General features: G+C 72.8%; 16 protein-coding genes and 1 tRNA gene. 10 read left to right on the top strand and 7 right to left on the bottom strand.

Features of this window, described 5'->3' with window-relative positions; genetic code table 11:
* Window positions 1–4: 4 nt before the first annotated feature.
* From ACIPSE_RS15810 to ACIPSE_RS15800, 3 genes are all read right to left on the bottom strand, one after another.
* Window positions 5–1570 carry a Stp1/IreP family PP2C-type Ser/Thr phosphatase gene (locus ACIPSE_RS15810; RefSeq protein WP_401663119.1) on the bottom strand — a complete coding sequence of 522 codons (1566 nt, stop codon included), beginning with the start codon at window positions 1568–1570 and terminating at the stop codon, window positions 5–7.
* A gap of 95 nt (window positions 1571–1665) precedes the next feature.
* Window positions 1666–2181, bottom strand: a complete 516-nt coding sequence (locus tag ACIPSE_RS15805; protein ID WP_401662666.1) for an FHA domain-containing protein — start codon at window positions 2179–2181, stop codon at window positions 1666–1668.
* Between the two features lie 10 nt (window positions 2182–2191).
* A complete protein-coding gene (locus tag ACIPSE_RS15800) occupies window positions 2192–3061 on the bottom strand; it encodes an FhaA domain-containing protein (protein WP_401662664.1) in 870 nt (289 codons plus the stop codon).
* A gap of 463 nt (window positions 3062–3524) precedes the next feature.
* Between ACIPSE_RS15800 and ACIPSE_RS15795 the strand changes: the two genes are divergently transcribed.
* Window positions 3525–3611: transfer RNA gene (locus ACIPSE_RS15795), tRNA-Leu, on the top strand.
* A gap of 161 nt (window positions 3612–3772) precedes the next feature.
* On the opposite strand, the gene ACIPSE_RS15790 is transcribed toward ACIPSE_RS15795, so the two are convergent.
* On the bottom strand, window positions 3773–4426 hold the full coding sequence (locus ACIPSE_RS15790) for an FMN-dependent NADH-azoreductase (protein ID WP_401662662.1): 654 nt from the start codon (window positions 4424–4426) through the stop codon (window positions 3773–3775).
* A gap of 146 nt (window positions 4427–4572) precedes the next feature.
* Here ACIPSE_RS15790 and ACIPSE_RS15785 point away from each other — a divergent pair, with 146 nt between their 5' ends.
* From ACIPSE_RS15785 to ACIPSE_RS15770, 4 genes are all read left to right on the top strand, one after another.
* Complete coding sequence (locus ACIPSE_RS15785; RefSeq protein WP_401662660.1) at window positions 4573–4932, top strand: winged helix-turn-helix transcriptional regulator; 360 nt, start codon at window positions 4573–4575, stop codon at window positions 4930–4932.
* Window positions 4933–5005: 73 nt separating this feature from the next.
* Window positions 5006–6451 (top strand): DUF2252 domain-containing protein, encoded by a 1446-nt coding sequence (locus ACIPSE_RS15780; protein ID WP_401662658.1) that lies wholly within the window; start codon window positions 5006–5008, stop codon window positions 6449–6451.
* 72 nt (window positions 6452–6523) lie between these two features.
* Window positions 6524–7444: a J domain-containing protein gene (locus ACIPSE_RS15775; RefSeq protein WP_401662656.1), complete on the top strand. Its 921-nt coding sequence runs from the start codon at window positions 6524–6526 to the stop codon at window positions 7442–7444.
* 10 nt (window positions 7445–7454) lie between these two features.
* Entirely contained in the window at window positions 7455–7802 is a 348-nt protein-coding gene (locus ACIPSE_RS15770; RefSeq protein ID WP_401662654.1) for a rhodanese-like domain-containing protein, read from the top strand.
* Window positions 7803–7815: 13 nt separating this feature from the next.
* Here ACIPSE_RS15770 and ACIPSE_RS15765 read toward each other — a convergent pair whose 3' ends face one another.
* Window positions 7816–8949: an acyl-CoA dehydrogenase family protein gene (locus ACIPSE_RS15765; RefSeq protein WP_401662652.1), complete on the bottom strand. Its 1134-nt coding sequence runs from the start codon at window positions 8947–8949 to the stop codon at window positions 7816–7818.
* Between the two features lie 239 nt (window positions 8950–9188).
* Here ACIPSE_RS15765 and ACIPSE_RS15760 point away from each other — a divergent pair, with 239 nt between their 5' ends.
* Genes ACIPSE_RS15760 through ACIPSE_RS15750 form a run of 3 tightly spaced genes read left to right on the top strand, consistent with a single transcriptional unit; the run spans window position 9189 to window position 11880 of the window.
* Window positions 9189–9902, top strand: a complete 714-nt coding sequence (locus ACIPSE_RS15760) for a DUF5819 family protein (protein ID WP_401662650.1) — start codon at window positions 9189–9191, stop codon at window positions 9900–9902.
* Window positions 9899–11134: an HTTM domain-containing protein gene (locus tag ACIPSE_RS15755; protein ID WP_401662648.1), complete on the top strand. Its 1236-nt coding sequence runs from the start codon at window positions 9899–9901 to the stop codon at window positions 11132–11134. Before ACIPSE_RS15760 ends, ACIPSE_RS15755 begins: the two co-directional genes overlap by 4 nt.
* Window positions 11131–11880 (top strand): TrmH family RNA methyltransferase, encoded by a 750-nt coding sequence (locus tag ACIPSE_RS15750; RefSeq protein WP_401662646.1) that lies wholly within the window; start codon window positions 11131–11133, stop codon window positions 11878–11880. The genes ACIPSE_RS15755 and ACIPSE_RS15750 overlap by 4 nt, the downstream gene beginning before the upstream one ends.
* A 53-nt stretch (window positions 11881–11933) precedes the next feature.
* Here the strand turns inward: ACIPSE_RS15750 and paaN are convergent, their stop codons facing one another.
* A complete protein-coding gene (paaN, locus tag ACIPSE_RS15745; RefSeq protein WP_401662644.1) occupies window positions 11934–13625 on the bottom strand; it encodes a phenylacetic acid degradation protein PaaN in 1692 nt (563 codons plus the stop codon).
* Between the two features lie 185 nt (window positions 13626–13810).
* On the opposite strand from paaN, the gene ACIPSE_RS15740 reads away from it, so the two are divergent.
* Both ACIPSE_RS15740 and ACIPSE_RS15735 read left to right on the top strand, forming a co-directional pair.
* Window positions 13811–15328: a 3-hydroxyacyl-CoA dehydrogenase gene (locus ACIPSE_RS15740; RefSeq protein WP_401662642.1), complete on the top strand. Its 1518-nt coding sequence runs from the start codon at window positions 13811–13813 to the stop codon at window positions 15326–15328.
* Window positions 15325–15912 (top strand): TetR/AcrR family transcriptional regulator, encoded by a 588-nt coding sequence (locus ACIPSE_RS15735; protein WP_401662640.1) that lies wholly within the window; start codon window positions 15325–15327, stop codon window positions 15910–15912. Before ACIPSE_RS15740 ends, ACIPSE_RS15735 begins: the two co-directional genes overlap by 4 nt.
* A 31-nt stretch (window positions 15913–15943) precedes the next feature.
* On the opposite strand, the gene ACIPSE_RS15730 is transcribed toward ACIPSE_RS15735, so the two are convergent.
* Window positions 15944–16429 (bottom strand): Lrp/AsnC family transcriptional regulator, encoded by a 486-nt coding sequence (locus tag ACIPSE_RS15730; RefSeq protein ID WP_401663117.1) that lies wholly within the window; start codon window positions 16427–16429, stop codon window positions 15944–15946.
* Between the last annotated feature and the right edge of the window lie 95 nt (window positions 16430–16524).

Raw genomic sequence — 16524 nt, 5'->3', positions numbered from 1 at the left:
CCTCTCACGTACCGCACTTCCCGACGACCTTCTGCTCTTCCTCGGAGAGCGTGGGGCCGGGGGTGGGAGTGGGCGCGGTCGGGGTTGCGGACGCGGTCGGGGACGGTGACGTCGAGGTGGACGGACTCGGTGACGCCTTGGACGTGAGGGAGGTGCGGGTGGTTCCCGTGGTGCCTCCGGCCTCGCCCTGACCGGTCTTCGAGTTCTGCTCGCTCTCGGCCTGCTGCCGCTGGGTCTCCTTCTTGCACGCGGAGGCCTGCACGGCGAGTTCGTCGATTTTCGTCTGAGCGGTCTTCAGATCGCCCTCGGCGATGGTCTTCTCGACGAGTTCCTGCTGGTACGGCGGCAGGTACTTGAGTTCGATCTCGGGATGGTCCTTGGAGATCTTCGACAGCGACACCCAGGCCAGGTCCTGGCTGATGCCCCGGTACAGGGCGACGTGCTTGCCGTTGGCGCCCACGTAGTACTGGGTCTGGGTCCAGCGCCAGCCGCCGTAGAGGCCGCCGCCGATGACGCCCAGGGTGAGCACGATGTAGAAGGATCTCTTCAGCCACCTGCGACCGCGGCGCGGCTTGACGAAGTCCTCGTCGGTGTAGTCGCCGAAGCCGTCGGTGGGGATGAAGCCGGTCACGTCGTCGCCGGAACCGGGCGGCCCGAACTCGCCGCCGCCCTGGCCGGGCACCTGACGGCCGAGCCCCGAGGCGCGTCCCGCCGGGGTCTGCATGATGCCGTTGTCGTGGAGCTGGAGCTGGTTCTCGGCGACCGCGCCGACCACGACCGGGGTGTCGGAGAGCTGCCCGGCGAGGGTGTCCCCGGTGTCCAGGTCGAGGACGTCGGCGACGATCACCGTGATGTTGTCGGGGCCGCCGCCGCGCAGCGCGAGCTGGATCAGCTCCTGCACGGTCTCCTGGGGGCCCTGGTAGCTGGCGAGGGTGTCCTCCAGCGTCTGGTGGGAGACGACACCGGACAGACCGTCGGAGCAGATCAGATAGCGGTCGCCGGCCCGGACCTCACGGATGGAGAGGTCGGGTTCGACGTACTCGCCGCTGCCCAGCGCGCGCATCAGCAGGGAGCGCTGCGGGTGGGTGGTGGCCTCTTCCTCGGTGATCCGGCCCTCGTCGACCAGCCGCTGCACCCAGGTGTGGTCCTGGGTGATCTGGGTCAGCACGCCGTCGCGCAGCAGATAGGCGCGCGAGTCGCCGACGTGCACCAGGCCCAGGCGCTGACCGGTCCACAGCAGGGCGGTGAGCGTGGTGCCCATGCCCTCCAGCTGCGGGTCCTCCTCGACCATGGAGCGCAGTTGGTCGTTGGCCCGCTGGACGGCGACGCCGAGCGAGGTCAGGACGTCCGATCCGGGGACGTCGTCGTCGAGCGCGACGATGGTGGAGATGGCCTCGGAGGAGGCGACCTCACCGGCGGCGGCGCCGCCCATGCCGTCGGCGATCGCGAGCAGCCGAGGGCCGGCGTATCCGGAGTCCTCGTTGCCCTCCCGGATCATGCCTTTGTGCGATCCGGCGGCGAAGCGCAGTGACAGACTCATGCGCACCTCGCCCGTCGGCTCCGGGTACATCCGCACGGTGCCCACCCTCCGGTCGGGAGCGCGCCGGGGCCCGGGATGGGGGCCTGTGCGTGCTCGCTCCGCTCGCGCCTATTCATGATGTAGCACTACTTCCGCAGCTCGATGACGGTCTTGCCGATGCGGATCGGCGCGCCCAGCGGAATCGGTGTGGGGGTCGTCAGCCGGTTCCGGTCGAGATACGTGCCGTTGGTGGATCCCAGGTCCTCGACGATCCACTGTCCGTCGCGGTCCGGGTAGATCCTGGCGTGCCGGCTGGAGGCGTAGTCGTCGTCCAGCACGATGGTGCTGTCGTGCGCCCGGCCCAGGGTGATGGTCTGGCCCTGGAGCGCGACGGTGGTGCCGGTCAGCGTGCCCTCGCTGACGACCAGCTTGCTGGGGGCGTTACGGCGCTGGCGCCCGCCGGCGGCCGGCTGCTGGCGCTGCTGCGGAGGCGCCTGCTGCCGCTGGGCCTGCTGCGGGCGGTTGGCCTCCCGCCGCGAGCCGCGCTGGGTGACGCGCGTACCGAACAGGTCGCTGCGGATGACCTGCACGGCCACGATCACGAACAGCCACAGTACGGCCAGGAAACCCAGCCGCATGACCGTGAGGGTCAGCTCTGACATTGCCCCCGCTTCACCCTTCGGCTTGCCTATAGATAACGGTGGTGCTGCCCACGACGATCCGCGAGCCGTCGCGGAGCGTAGCGCGGGTGGTGTGCTGCCCGTCCACCACGATGCCGTTGGTGGAGCCGAGATCCTGGACAGTCGAGGGCGAACCGGTCCGGATCTCGCAGTGCCGACGCGAGACGCCGGGGTCGTCGATCCGTACGTCGGCCTCGGTGCTGCGGCCCATCACGAGCGTCGCGCCGGAGATCTGGTGGCGGGCACCGTTGATCTCGATCCAGTGCCGCGTCCGCGCGCCCGGAGCCGGGGCGCCGACGGGGCCGCCGGGGCGCTGGGCGCGGTCGGGCTGCGGGTAGCCGTAGCCGCCGCCGGGACGTCCGCCGGGGGGCGGTGCGGCCGGCATGGGCGGGGCACCCGAGGGCGCGGCGGGCTGCGGGTGTCCGTAGCCGCTCGGCGCGGTGGGGCGCCCGGTGGGGGCGGCGGGCCCGGGGGCCTGCTGGCTGCTGGAGGAGGCGAGCGTACGGCTGCGGACCCGGTACAGACCGGTGTCGAGGTCGTCGGCCTTCTCCAGGTGGACCTTGATGGGGCCCATGAAGGTGTAGCGCTGCTGCTTGGCGTAGTCGCGGACCATTCCGGCGAGCTCGTCGCCGAGCTGGCCGGAGTAGGGGCTGAGCCGCTCGAAGTCCGGCGTGCTCAGTTCCACGATGAAGTCGTTGGGGACGACCGTCCGGTCGCGGTTCCAGATCGTCGCGTTGTTGTCGCACTCGCGCTGGAGCGCGCCGGCGATCTCCACGGGCTGGACCTCGGACTTGAACACCTTGGCGAAGGTGCCGTTGACCAGACCTTCGAGGCGCTGCTCGAACTTCTTCAGGACTCCCATGGGGCACCTCCTTCGTAGCTGCTGCCGTCCTGCACCCCGCAGAGCGGGTACTGCCCTGCCTGGTACTGCTTACTGATCGTATCCACGCGCCGGGAAATCGGCTGGTTCCCCCTGTCGGCCCGGCCGACGGATGTCGACGCCGTACGAAGTTCCCGCAGGAGCCCGTCTTCGAACTCCTCCTGCCAAGGATCGTAGAGGCGGTCGCAGACCAGTGTCCCGCACCTGACTGTGGACCCTGACCGCCTTGTGGGGAGACGGGCGGGACCGGTACGAGGTTGATACGTGAACCGGTCGACGTTGATACGCGGCCGGACGGACGGTCGTGCGCGGCCCCGCGGACAGGGGCCCTGGTCGGCTGCTGCCCTGGGGAAAGGGATGTGAACCCACCCCTTGCCCCGTGCTAATGTTCTGCATGTCGGAAGGCGCCGGGCCCAAGGGAACGAAGCCAGATGACACACCCAATGCGCGGGTGGCGGAATAGGCAGACGCGCTGGATTCAGGTTCCAGTGCCCGCAAGGGCGTGGGGGTTCAACTCCCCCCTCGCGCACCACAGGAAGCCCCTCAGGTCCCAGACCTGAGGGGCTTCTTCGTCGTTCCGGTCCGCGTTCCGGTCCGCACGCGCGGCGCGGAGTGCCGGGGTCCGGATGCGTGAGGTATCTCACGACCTTCGTGGCGCTCCGCGGACGCGGTGGCTCGGACCGTGAACCGGCCCTAGGCGGCCAGGCGTTGGGCGATCTGCTTGGCCTTGTTCTCGGCCTGCTCGAGGGAGCGGTCGCGGGAGGCCTCGTAGAGGGGGACCAGCTCGGTCATCGCCGGGTTGTGCGGGGCCATGGTCAGCTCCGGGACGATGAAGTCGACGTCCAGGGCGAGCGCGTCGCCGAGGACCGCCGCCAGGTAGTTCTGCACGTGCTCGTAGCCCTCGCGCGGGGTGCCGGGGCCGTAGGCGCCGCCGCGGCTGGCGACGACGGTGACCGGGGTGCCCGCCACCTTCGAGCCCTCGTTCATCGCGGTGCGGCCCATGAGGATCACGTTGTCCAGCCAGGCCTTGAGGGTCGAGGGGATCGCGTAGTTGTACATCGGGGCGCCGATCAGCACGGCGTCCGCCCCTTCCAGCTCCTCGATCAGCCGCACGCGCGCGGCGAACGCCGCGGCCTGCGCGGGGGTGTGCGTGGCGGGGTCGGCGAAGCCGGCGGTGTGCGCGTCGGCGGTGATGTGCGGCACGGGCTCGGTGGACAGGTCGCGGTAGACGACCGTGCCGTCCGGGTGCTGCTCCTGCCAGGCCTTGCGGAAGGCGTCCGTCACGGAGCGCGAGGCGGAGGCGCCGTGCGGGAACACGGACGAGTCGATGTGCAGCAGCGTGGCCATGGGGGTCTCCTAAGGAGCAGTGCGTAACTGGAGTGTAGTGCGTAACTAGTAAGTAGTTGGCAGCTAGAAGTTCGTACTTCACTACTAATAACATAGCCACTTACTTTTTTTCATCCCCTGCGTCACGGGGCAGTACCCTGAGGGGCATGGCGGTCGAGAGTCACGACGTGGGCGCGTGCAAGCGGGTGGACGACGGGATCACCCGGGTCTTCCAGTTGCTGGGCAAGCGCTGGACCGGCCCGATCGTGTCCGTGCTGACCGCGGGACCCGCGTACTTCGTGGACCTGCGCCGGGCGATCCCCGGCATCAGCGAGCGGATGCTGTCCGACCGGCTCACCGAGCTGGGCGCGGCCGGGCTGCTGGTGCGCGAGGTCGACGAGGGCCCGCCGCTGCGGGTCTCGTACCGGCTCACCGAGGCCGGGGCGGCGCTGGAACCGGCGCTCGCGGAGCTGGGGCGGTGGGCGACGCGGTATCTGCCCGGGGGACAGCAGGGCGGGCACTGCTGAGACCGGTCACCGGACAGGGCGTGACGAGTTTCGGCCACCGGCGGTACGGTCGGCACGAGTTGATGTTCGGCGCGTGCGTGCGGGGGAGGCGGTCGGTGTGACCGAGATCGGTGCGGAGACGGGCGTGGGAGCCGGCGGCAGGCTGCCGAGGGCGCGGGGCTTCGCGTCCTGGCCGGCCCCGGGGTCGCCCAAGCAGGAGGGCAAGGACCTGCGGCGCAAGGTGCCCCGCGCCGCGCACGCGGAGTTCGACGCGGACCCCGGCCGGCCCGACGCGGTCGCCGCGGTCGAGGAGTCCTCCCGCGGCCGGATACCCGGCCTGACACCGCTGCGCGTGGGCCGCATGGCCGCGAGCCCTTTCGCCTTCCTGCGCGGCTCCGCGGGCCTCATGGCGTACGACCTGGCCCGCACCCCCATGACCCGGATCGGCGCCCAGATCTGCGGCGACGCCCACGCCGCCAACTTCGGTCTGTACGGGGACGCGCGCGGCGACCTCGTCATCGACCTCAACGACTTCGACGAGACGGTGCCGGGCCCCTGGGAGTGGGACCTCAAGCGGCTGGCCGCCTCGCTCGTCCTCGCGGGCCGGGAGGCGGGCGCCGACGAGGACACCTGCCGCAGGGCCGCCCGCGACGCGGTGGGCGCCTACCGGCGCACCATGCGGCTGCTCGCCAGGCTCCCGGCGCTGGACGCGTGGAACGCCATCGCGGACGAGGAACTCGTCTCCCACACCGACGCCCACGACCTGGTCGGCACCCTGAGCCGGGTCTCCGAGAAGGCGCGGGCCAACACCAGCGGACGCTTCGCGGCGAAGTCGACGGAGCCCACCGAGGACGGCGGACGCCGCTTCGTCGACGCCCCGCCGGTGCTGCGCCGGGTGCCGGACGCGGAGGCGGCGGCCGTGGCCGGCTCCCTGGAGGAGTACCTGGCCACGCTCTCCGAGGACCGGCTGCCGCTGCTGGCCCGGCACGCGGTGCACGACGTGGCGTTCCGGGTCGTGGGCACGGGCAGCGTGGGCACCCGCTCCTACGTCGTCCTGCTCCTCGACCACCGCGGTGAGCCCCTGGTCCTCCAGGTCAAGGAGGCCCGCCCCTCCGCGCTGCTGCCCCACCTGGTGACCGCGGGCTTCGACGTGCCCGCCGTCGCGCACGAGGGCCGCCGGGTGGTGCTGGGCCAGAAGCGCATGCAGGTCGTCAGCGACATGCTGCTGGGCTGGACCACGGTCGAGGGCCGCCCCTTCCAGGTCCGCCAGTTCCGCAACCGCAAGGGCAGCGTCGACCCCGCCGCCCTCGCCACCGACCAGGTCGACGACTACGGCCGCATGACCGGCGCCCTGCTCGCCCGGGCCCACTCGCACAGCGCCGACCCCCGCCTCGTGGCCGGCTACTGCGGCAAGACCGAGGAGCTCGACGAGGCCGTCGCCGCGTTCGCGGTCACCTACGCCGACGTCACCGAGAAGGACCACGCGCAGCTGGTGGCGGCGGTGCGGTCGGGGCGGATCGAGGCAGAGACCGGCGACTGAGCGGGCGGGCCCCGGCCGGGCGGCCCCCGGTCTTCTCGCGGGGGCCCGGCGCGCGTGGCCTACGCTGGGCGGGTGACGACCCCGGAAGCTGAGCAGGGTGGTGTCGCCGGCGGGACGCGGGCGGTGCCCGAGAACGACGTGACCCCGCCCGAGGAGGCCGCGGAGCGCCCCGAGGAGGCCGCGCCGCGGCCCGAGGAGCGGCTGGAACGGGCCGTGCGCGCCGCCGAACAGGCGTTGATCGAGTACGAGATCGCGGTGGAGACCTTCCGCATCGAGGTCGACAATTTCTCCCGGCTGCACCACCAGAAGCTCGGCCCCATGTACACCCGGCTCGACGAGCTGGACGCGCGCATCGCCGAGGTGAAGGCGGAGCGCAGCGGCGATGCGGAGGACCGGCGGCGGGCCGACGAGGCGCGGGCCCGGGTCATGCCGATGCCCGGCGTCGAGGAGCTGTTCCACGGCTGGATGGACGGCGACGGACTGTTCCCGGAGGCCGCGGCGATGCTCACCGAGCAGCCGGTGCGGCCCCCGCAGCGGGTGCGCCCCAGCGACGAGGCCCGCAAGCTCTACCGCGAGCTGGCCCGCAAGGCTCACCCCGACCTCGCGCAGGACGAGACGGAACGCGCCCGCCGCGAGGAGTTCATCACCCGGGTCAACGCCGCCTACGGGCGCGGCGACGAGCCGCTGCTGCGGGAGCTCGCCGAGGAGTGGGCCGCCGGTCCCAAGCCGCCGGAGCAGGGCCCGACGCCCAGCGAGGACCTGTACGCCCGGCTGGAGTGGCTGGCCCGGCGCAAGGAACTGCTGACGGTGGTGGCGCGGGAGCTGGAGGAGAGCGCGATCGGCTCGATGCTGCGGCTCGCCCCGGACGACCCCGACCGGCTCCTGGAGGAGATCGCCGAGCAGCTGCTGACCCAGGTCTCCGAGCGCGAGCAGCAGCTGGGCGAGCTGCTGGCCCAGCAGCCGGACGCCGGGGCGGGCGACGCGCTCGGGTAGCCTCGGGGCCATGAGTTTCGGAGCTGCTGTGCCGTCCGTCCAGGTAGCCGGTGTCCCGGCCGACGGCCTCGTCCTGGATGTCCGTGAGTCCGACGAGTGGGCCGCCGGCCATGTCGAGGGCGCGCTGCACGTCCCCATGAGCGACTTCGTGGCCCGCTTCGGCGAGGTGACCGAGGCGGTCGCGGACGGCCGTACCGCCTATGTGATGTGCCGGGTCGGCGGTCGCTCCGCGCAGGTCACCCAGTACCTCGTCCAGCAGGGCGTGGACGCGGTGAACATCGACGGCGGCATGCTCGCCTGGGACGGCGCGGGCCGCCCCATGGTCACCGACAGCGGCTCGCCCGCCTTCGTCCTCTAGGCCGCGCGGCGGCTCACCCCAGGGGGTGCGCCGCCAGCAGGTCGCCGAGCGCCTCCTCGTGGGCCGCGGCCGGGCCGAGCGAGAGCTCCAGGTGCTTGGCCCAGGCGTGGTACCGGTGCAGCGGGTACTCGACGTCGGCGCCGAACCCGCCGTGCAGATGCTGGGCCGTCTGCACGATCCGCCGCACCCCCTCCGAGGCCCAGATCTTGGCGACGGCGATCTCCCCGGCCACCGGCAGCGCCCCCTGGGTGCCCGCGCCGAGCCGCCAGGCCGCCTGCCACAGCGTGGCCTCCATCGCGCGCAGGTCGATGTAGCGGTCGGCGGCCTGCACGGCCACCGCCTGGAACGTGGCCACGGGGAACCCGAACTGCTCCCGCCCGCTCGTGTACTCGCCGGTCATCCGCAGCACCCGGCGGCCCAGCCCGAGCGCCTGCGCGCACGTCCCGACGGTCAGCAGGCCGCGCAGCCACTCCCAGGCGCCCTCCGCGTCGATCACGTCCCCCGCGGCCACCCGTGCCGCGTCCAGGCGCAGCTCCCCGAGCCGCTCCCCCGTCGTGGAGAACTGCTCCGCGAGCGCCACCCCGTCGCCCGTCGGCGCCACCAGCGCCAGCACGCTCGCCCCGGCCGCCGTGTGCGCCGGTACGACGACGAGGTCGGCGTCGTACGCCCAGGGCACCGCCGTCTGCGCCCCGTCCAGGACCCAGGCGCCGTTCTCGCGCCGCGCGGTGACGGCGAGCTCGGCCGGGTCGTGGCCGGTGCGGCCGCTGGCGGCGACGGTCAGCACGGTCTCGCCGCGGCCCGCCCGGGCCACCAGCCGGGCCCGCAGCTCCGGGCCGCCGTAGGCCTGCACGGCCGCCGCGGCGGCGCTGTTCTCCAGCAGCGGCACCCGGGCCAGCACCTGCGCCGACTCGCACAGCACCAGGCACAGGGCGACGGCGTCCAGGCCGGCGCCGCCGTGTTCGCCGGCCAGCAGCAGGCTCAGCAGGTCCGCGTCGGCGAGCGTGTTCCACAGCGGCCGGTCGAAGCCCTCGGCGACGGCGCCCGCGGTCATCGCCGGACTGGGCACCCCGTCCGGCACGACCCCCGCGAACACCCCGCGCGCCGCCTCGGCCGCGGCCTGCTGCTCCTCGGTGAAGGTGAAGTCCACGGTCCCGGTCCTCCCGACGGCCTGGCCGATCGGCGTCCCCGGCCGATCTGACGGACCGTCAAGATAGAACAGGTTCTAGAAGAAGGGAACGGGGCGGCCATGTCCCCGGGGCCCTGCCCGGCGTCCTCCCGGGACGGGCATCGCGGCGGTGCCGCCCGACCCAGTACCGTTCCCCTCCGGCGCCGACGGCGCGGCGCACGGGACCGGCGAACGGTGGGAACCGGGAAATCAGGGGCGGAATGGACGCGTACGACACGGGCTCGGCCGTCCGGCACGGGCCGCGGGACGACCCCGACGCCCTGCCCGCCGCCGAACCCCGCACCGGCGTCGCCGCGCTCTCCCTGCGCTACCAGATCGCCGCCGCCGTGGCCCTCGCGGTCGTCGCGGTCACCGTCTGCGTGCACCTGGGCATGACGTTCCTGCACGTCGCGCCAGTGAACGTGGTCACCAAGCAGCACGGCACGGCGATCGACGACTGGATCTACCCCGAGTTCGAGCAGAACTGGAAGCTGTTCGCCCCCAACCCCCTCCAGCAGAACATCGCCGTGCAGGCGCGTGCCGAGATCCGCACGCGGGACGGCGGGACGCGGACCACCGGCTGGTACGACCTGTCCGCCGAGGACGGCCGCGCCATCGACGGCAACCTCCTGCCCAGCCACACCCAGCAGAACGAGCTGCGCCGCGCCTGGGACTTCTTCCTCGCCACGCACACCGCCGACAACCGGCCCTCCGGGCTGCGCGGGGCGCTCTCGGAGTCGTATCTGCGCCGGATCGTGGTGATGCGGATCGGCCGCGAGGAGACGGGGACCGTGGAGCGGGTGCAGGTGCGCTCGCGCACGACCAGCGTGCCGCCGCCCTCCTGGAGCCGCGAGAGCGTCTCCGACAAGCCGGTCTACCGCGAGGTGCCCTGGTGGGCCGTGACGCCCGCCGACACCGAGGGGGTGGCGCGGTGAACCGCTACGCGCTGGCCCTGTCCCGCGGCATCGCCCGGGTCACCGGGTCCGCCCTCGGCCCCTACCAGAGCGCCGTGGTCCGGATCGGCTTCGCCGCCACCTGGCTGCTGTTCCTGCTGCGCGAACTGCCGCACCGCCAGGAGCTGTACGGGCCCGACGGCCCCTGGAGCTGGGACCTCGCCGAGCAGCTCATCTCCGGCAACGGCGCGTTCACGGCTCTGATCTGGTCGAACAGCCAGTTCTGGTTCGAGCTGGTCTACGCCCTCGCCGTCGTGTCGAGCGCGCTGCTCCTGGTGGGCTGGCGCACCCGCACCATGTCCGTGCTGTTCATGGTGGGCGTGCTCTCCCTCCAGAACCGCAGCATCTTCATGGGCGACGGCGGCGACAACGTGCTCCACCTGATGAGCGTCTACCTCGTCTTCACGCGCTGCGGCCAGGTGTGGTCGCTGGACGCCCGGCGCCGTGCCCGTACGCCCGGGGCGCGGGACCGGGTGGGGCCCGTGCTCTGGGTCGCGCTGGGGCTGGTGCTGGTCGCGGCGACCGGGGCGGGGCGGCTCTTCGAGGGCGACCCGTTCGTGCCCGTGCTGCTGTGGACGGTGTGGCTCGCGCTGGGCCTGTGGTGGCTGGTCGAGCGGCGGGGCGGCGCCGAGCCGCGCATCCTGCTCGACGTCATCGGTTCCGTCGTCCACAACGGCGCCCTGCTCGTCGTCATGGCCGAGGCCTGTCTGATCTACGCGACGGCCGGCTGGTACAAGATCCAGGGCTCGCGCTGGCAGGACGGCACCGCCGTCTACTACCCGCTGCACCTGGACTACTTCTCGCCCTGGCCGGCCCTGGCCGACGTGCTGTCCTCCAGCGCCGTGATGGTGCTGCTCATCACCTACGGCACCGTCGCCGTGCAGGTCGCCTTCCCGTTCACGCTGTTCAACCGGCGGGTCAAGAACGTCCTGCTGGCCGCGATGATGACCGAGCACGCGGTGATCGCGGTCGTCCTCGGGCTGCCGTTCTTCTCGCTGGCGATGATCGCCGCCGACGCCGTCTTCCTGCCGACGTCCTTCCTGCGCCGCCTCGGGGGCCTCGCCGCCCGTGCGCGGGAGCGGCTCAGGGGCCGCGGGAAGGGCTCCGGGGCGGCCGTCCCCGCGCCCAGGGACCCCGAGGGCGCCCGCGACCCGGAGGGCACGTCCCGGGACCCGGAGGGCACCGAGGAGCCGCACGTAGGCTTCACGGCATGACCGACCCCGTGGGTGCCTGGCACCGGCTCGCCGACTCCCGCGTGCTCCTCGACGGCTTCCACGCCCTCAAGCACGCGCTGCGCTTCGGCGCCGAGGTCCCGCTGGCGGTCACCGCCGACCGGGCCGCCGCGCTCGCCCTCGCCGACGACCTCGCGCCCGATGTCCGCGGCACCCTGGACGCCCTGCTGACCGAGGTCCCGCGCGCGGTCTACGAGTCGCTCGTCGCCCGCCCGCACCCCACCGCCGTCGCCGCGCTGGCGGTACGGCCGTCCCGCGCGGCCCATCTGGAGCGGCTGGCCCGGCTGCCGCGCACCGCGCCCGTCGTCGTCCTGGACGAGCCGCGCAACCTCGGCAACGCGGGCGCCGTGATCCGGCTCGCGGCGGGCTTCGGGGCGACCGGCGTGGTCACCACCGGGACCCTCGACCCCTGGCATCCCACGGTCGTGCGCGGCGGTGCGGGACTGCACTTCGCGACCGCCGTGGAACGGCTGACGGTCCCGGAGCTGCCCCCGGGACCCCTGTTCGCGCTCGACCCCGAGGGCGACGACATCCGGGCCGTGAAGGTCCCGGACGACGCCGTCCTCGCGTTCGGCTCCGAGCGCAGCGGGCTGAGTGCCGCGCTCAGGGCCCGCGCCGACCAGCTGGTGGCGTTGCCGATGCGCCCGCAGGTCTCCAGCTACAACCTGGCGACGAGCGTCGGGATGACGCTCTACCACTGGAGCACGTCGACCGCGGCGCCCTTCTAGGCGCTGCTGCGGCCGGGCTGCGGGCGGGCTGCGGCCGGGCTGCGGGCGGGGGCTCAGACCTCCCTGCGGACCTCGATCACCCGGAACCGGTTCGCCACGAACGCCCCGTCGCACAGCGCGGCGTTGGCCGCCGGGTTGCCGCCCGACCCGTGGAAGTCCGAGAACGCCGCGGTCTGGTTGACGTACACCCCGCCCACGAGGTTCAGCGACAGCTGGGCCGCCTCCTCGAAGCAGACCTCCTGCACGGCCTGTTCGACCTCGGGGTCGTCCGTGTACGCGCCGACCGTCATCGCGCCCTTGTCCCGGACCGTGCGCCGCAGCAGCTCCACCGCGTCGGCGGTCGAGTCGACGGCGACGGCGAAGGCGACCGGGCCGAAGCACTCGCTCATGTAGGCCGCCTCGTCGTCCGGCTTGGCGCCGTCCAGCTTGACGACGACCGGGGTGCGCACGACCGCGTCCGGGAACTCCGGGTTGACGATCTCCCGGGAAGCCAGGGCGACCTCGCCGAGGCCCGCCGCGGCCTCCACGCGCGCCTTCACGTCCGGGTTGACGATCGCCCCGAGCAACGCGTTGGCGCGGGCGTCGTCGCCGAGCAGGCCGTCGACCGCGCGGGCGAGGTCGGCGACGACCTCGTCGAAGGTGCGCGGGCCCTGGTCGGTGCGGATGCCGTCGCGGGGGATCAGCAGGTTCTGCGGGGTGGTGCACATCTGGCCGCTGTACAGGGACAGCGAGAAGGCCAGGTTGGAGAGCATGCCCCGGTAGTTCGCCGTGGAGTCGACGAGCACCGTGTTGACGCCGGCCTTCTCCGTGTAGACCTGCGCCTGGCGGGCGTTGGCCTCCAGCCAGTCGCCGAACGCCGTGGAGCCGGTGTAGTCGACGATCCGGATCTCGGGGCGGGTCGCGAGGCTCTTGGCGATGCCCTCGCCGGGCCGCTCGACGGCGAGCGCGACCAGGTTCGGGTCGAAGCCGGTCTCTCCCAGCACCTGGCGGGCCACCTGGACGGTCAGCGCGAGCGGCAGCACCGCGCGCGGGTGCGGCTTGACCAGGACGGCGTTGCCGGTGGCGAGGGAGGCGAACAGGCCCGGGTAGCCGTTCCAGGTCGGGAAGGTGTTGCAGCCGATCATCAGCGAGATGCCGCGCGGGACCGGCGTGAACCGCTTGCCGAGCACGAGCGGGTCCCGCTTGCCCTGGGGCTTGGTCCACTCCGCGGTGTCGGGGGTGCGGATCTGCTCCGCGTACGCGTAGGCCACCGCCTCCAGGCCGCGGTCCTGCGCGTGCGGGCCGCCCGCCTGGAACGCCATCATGAACGCCTGGCCGGAGGTGTGCTGGACCGCGTGCGCGAACTCGTGCGTCCGGTCGCTGACGCGCTTGAGGATCTCCAGGCAGACCATCGCGCGGATCTCCGCGCCCGCGTCCCGCCAGGCCCGCTGGCCGGCCTTCATCGCGGGCAGCAGCACGTCCGCGTCCGTGTGCGGGTACTCGACGCCCAGCTCGATGCCGTACGGGGAGACCTCGCCGCCGACCCAGCCGTCCGTGCCGGGCTGGCCGAGGTCGAGGCGGGTGCCGAGCAGGGCGTCGAAGGCGGCCTTGCCCGCCGCCGCGTCCAGGCTGCCGTTCTCGCCGTAGGCCTTGGGGTGTTCGGGGTGCGGGGACCAGTAGGCGCGGGTACGGATGGCCTCCAGCGCCTGGTCGAGGGTGGGCCGGTGCCGGGCGATGAGGGCGTGGGCGGTCGGTTCGGAGGTCATGCGGGACCAACTCCTAGTCGTCGAGAACTCTTCGTCGAGCTCATGACCTGGCGGCGGACCCGGGCGGTGGCCCGGGCAGGAACATGGGCAGGACCAGCCCGTCGGAGTTAGAGTAACCGAACGATCGGTCGGGACAAGGGGGTCCGCCGCATCTGTGGAAAACCCCGTGCGGGAGGATCGCGCACATGACAGCACTCGACCTCAGCAGCCCCGTGGCCGTCGTCGGCGCCGGCACCATGGGACAGGGCATCGCCCAGGTCGCGTTGACCGCCGGCCACGCCGTACGCCTGTACGACTCGCTGCCCGGACGGGCCCGTGAGGCGGCCGAGGCGATCGGCGCCCGCCTGGACCGGCTCGTCGAGAAGGACCGGCTCGGCGGCGCCGACCGGGACGCCGCCCGCGCGCGGCTGACGCCCGTCGAGGACATCGCCGGGCTCGCCGACTGCACCCTCGTCATCGAGGCGGTCGTGGAGCGGCTGGAGGTCAAACAGGAGCTCTTCCGCGCACTGGAGGACGTGGTCGGCGAGGACTGTCTGCTCGCCACCAACACCTCCTCCCTGTCGGTGACCGCCATCGGCGGCGCCCTGCGCAACCCGGGGCGGTTCGTCGGCCTGCACTTCTTCAACCCCGCCCCGCTGCTGCCGCTGGTCGAGGTCGTCTCCGGGTTCGCCACCGACGTCACCTCGGCCACGCGCGCGTACGAGACCGCGCGTGCCTGGGGCAAGACGCCGGTCGCCTGCGCCGACACCCCCGGCTTCATCGTCAACCGGATCGCCCGGCCCTTCTACGCCGAGGCCTTCGCGGTCCACGAGGCGCAGGGCGCCGACCCGGCCACCATCGACGCCGTGCTGCGCGAGTGCGGCGGCTTCCGGATGGGCGCCTTCGAACTGACCGACCTGATCGGGCAGGACGTCAACGAGTCGGTGACGCGCTCCGTGTGGGAGGCCTTCTTCCGCGACGTGCGCTTCACGCCCTCCCTCGCCCAGCGCCGCCTCGTCGAGTCCGGCCGCCTCGGCCGCAAGAGCGGACAGGGCTGGTACGAGCACGGGCCCGACGCCGAGCCCGCCGAACCGCACACCGCGGAACCGGCCAGGGCGCCCGCGTACGTCGTCGCCGAGGGCGACCTGGGCCCCGCGTCCGAGCTGCTCGCCCTGATCCGCGAGGCGGGCGTCCCGGTCCGCGAGGAGGACGAGGACCACGGCACCCGGCTGGTGCTGCCGAGCGGCGGCCAGCTCGCCCTCGCCGACGGGCAGACCTCGGTGGAGTTCCGGGACGTCGTCTACTTCGACCTCGCGCTGGACTACCGCAGGGCCACCCGGATCGCGCTCTCCGCCTCCCAGGACACCGCCCAGCAGACCCTCGCCGAGGCGATCGGCCTGTTCCAGGCGCTCGGCAAGGACGTCAGCGTCATCGGTGACGTGCCCGGCATGATCGTCGCCCGCACGGTCGCCCGGGTGGTGGACCTCGCGCACGACGCCGTCGCCAAGGGCGTGGCCACCGAGGAGGACATCGACACCGCGATGCGGCTCGGCGTCAACTACCCGCTGGGGCCCTTCGAATGGAGCCGCCGGCTGGGCCGCAACTGGGCCTACGCGCTCCTCGACGACCTCCACCTGCGCGACCCCTCCGGGCGGTACGCCCCGTCCCTCGCGCTGTACCGCCACGCGTACGCCACCGACAAGAGGGAGGGCAGTACCTCATGACCACCGCCAAGCGGGACACGTACACCCCCGAGACGCTGCTGTCCGTCGCCGTCCAGGTCTTCAACGAGCGCGGCTACGACGGCACCTCCATGGAGCACCTGTCCAAGGCGGCCGGCATCTCCAAGTCGTCGATCTACCACCACGTCACCGGCAAGGAGGAGCTCCTGCGCCGCGCGGTCAGCCGCGCCCTGGACGGCCTGTTCGGCATCCTCCAGGAGGAGCACGCGCGCGCGGGCCACGCGGCCGAACGCCTGGAGTACGTCGTGCGCCGCATGGTCGAGGTCCTCATCGCGGAGCTGCCCTACGTGACCCTGCTGCTCCGTGTGCGCGGCAACACCGGCACCGAGCGCTGGGCGCTGGAGCGCCGCCGCGACTTCGACCACGAGGTCGCCGAACTCCTCAAGGCCGCGGCGGCCGAGGGCGACGTACGCGGTGACGTCGAGGTCCGTCTCGCCACCCGGCTCGTCTTCGGCATGATCAACTCGATCGTCGAGTGGTACCGCCCGGACGGCCGCGGCATGAACGAGCGCGAGGTGGCGGACGCGGTGGTCCACCTGGTCTTCGGCGGCCTCAGGAGCGCCTAGAGGGGTGCGGCGGGGCACCTCCTGGCCGGTGCTAGCCCTGCGGTTCCAGGTCCTCCTCCTCGAAGACCAGCAGGGTGCGGGTGCTGAGCACCTCGGGGATGGCCTGGAGGCGGGTGAGGACCAGCTCGCGCAGGGATCGGTTGTCCGGGGTGTGGACGAGCAGCAGGACGTCGAAGTCGCCGCCCACCAGGGCGATGTGCGAGGCGCCGGGCAGGGCCCGCAGCTGCTCGCGCACCGTGCGCCAGGTGTTCTGGACGATCTTCAGGGTGATGTACGCCGAGGTGCCCTGGCCCGCGCGCTCGTGGTCGACGCGGGCGCCGAAGCCGCGGATGACGCCGTCCTCGATGAGCCGGTTGATCCGCGCGTAGGCGTTGGCGCGCGAGACGTGGACGCGTTCGGCGACGGACCGTATCGAGGCGCGGCCGTCCGCCTGGAGCATCTGGAGGATGTCCTGGTCGATCGCGTCCAGCGGGCGCGGCGGCGGCAGCGGGGTGCCGCCCTCCGGGCCTTCGGCCATTTGTTCAGGTGCCATGTCCCCCCGCCTCCCTACCATGGACGTACTGCGTCCATCTCAGGCTGTGGAGAACCGTTTGTCCACAGCCTGAGGGGGCC

Origin of the sequence: Streptomyces sp. NPDC090106 (assembly GCF_044747265.1) — a bacterium.
GTDB lineage: Bacteria > Actinomycetota > Actinomycetes > Streptomycetales > Streptomycetaceae > Streptomyces.
The sequence above is the reverse complement of the archived record's forward strand: the minus strand, read 5'-3'. Positions and strand labels throughout refer to the sequence as shown.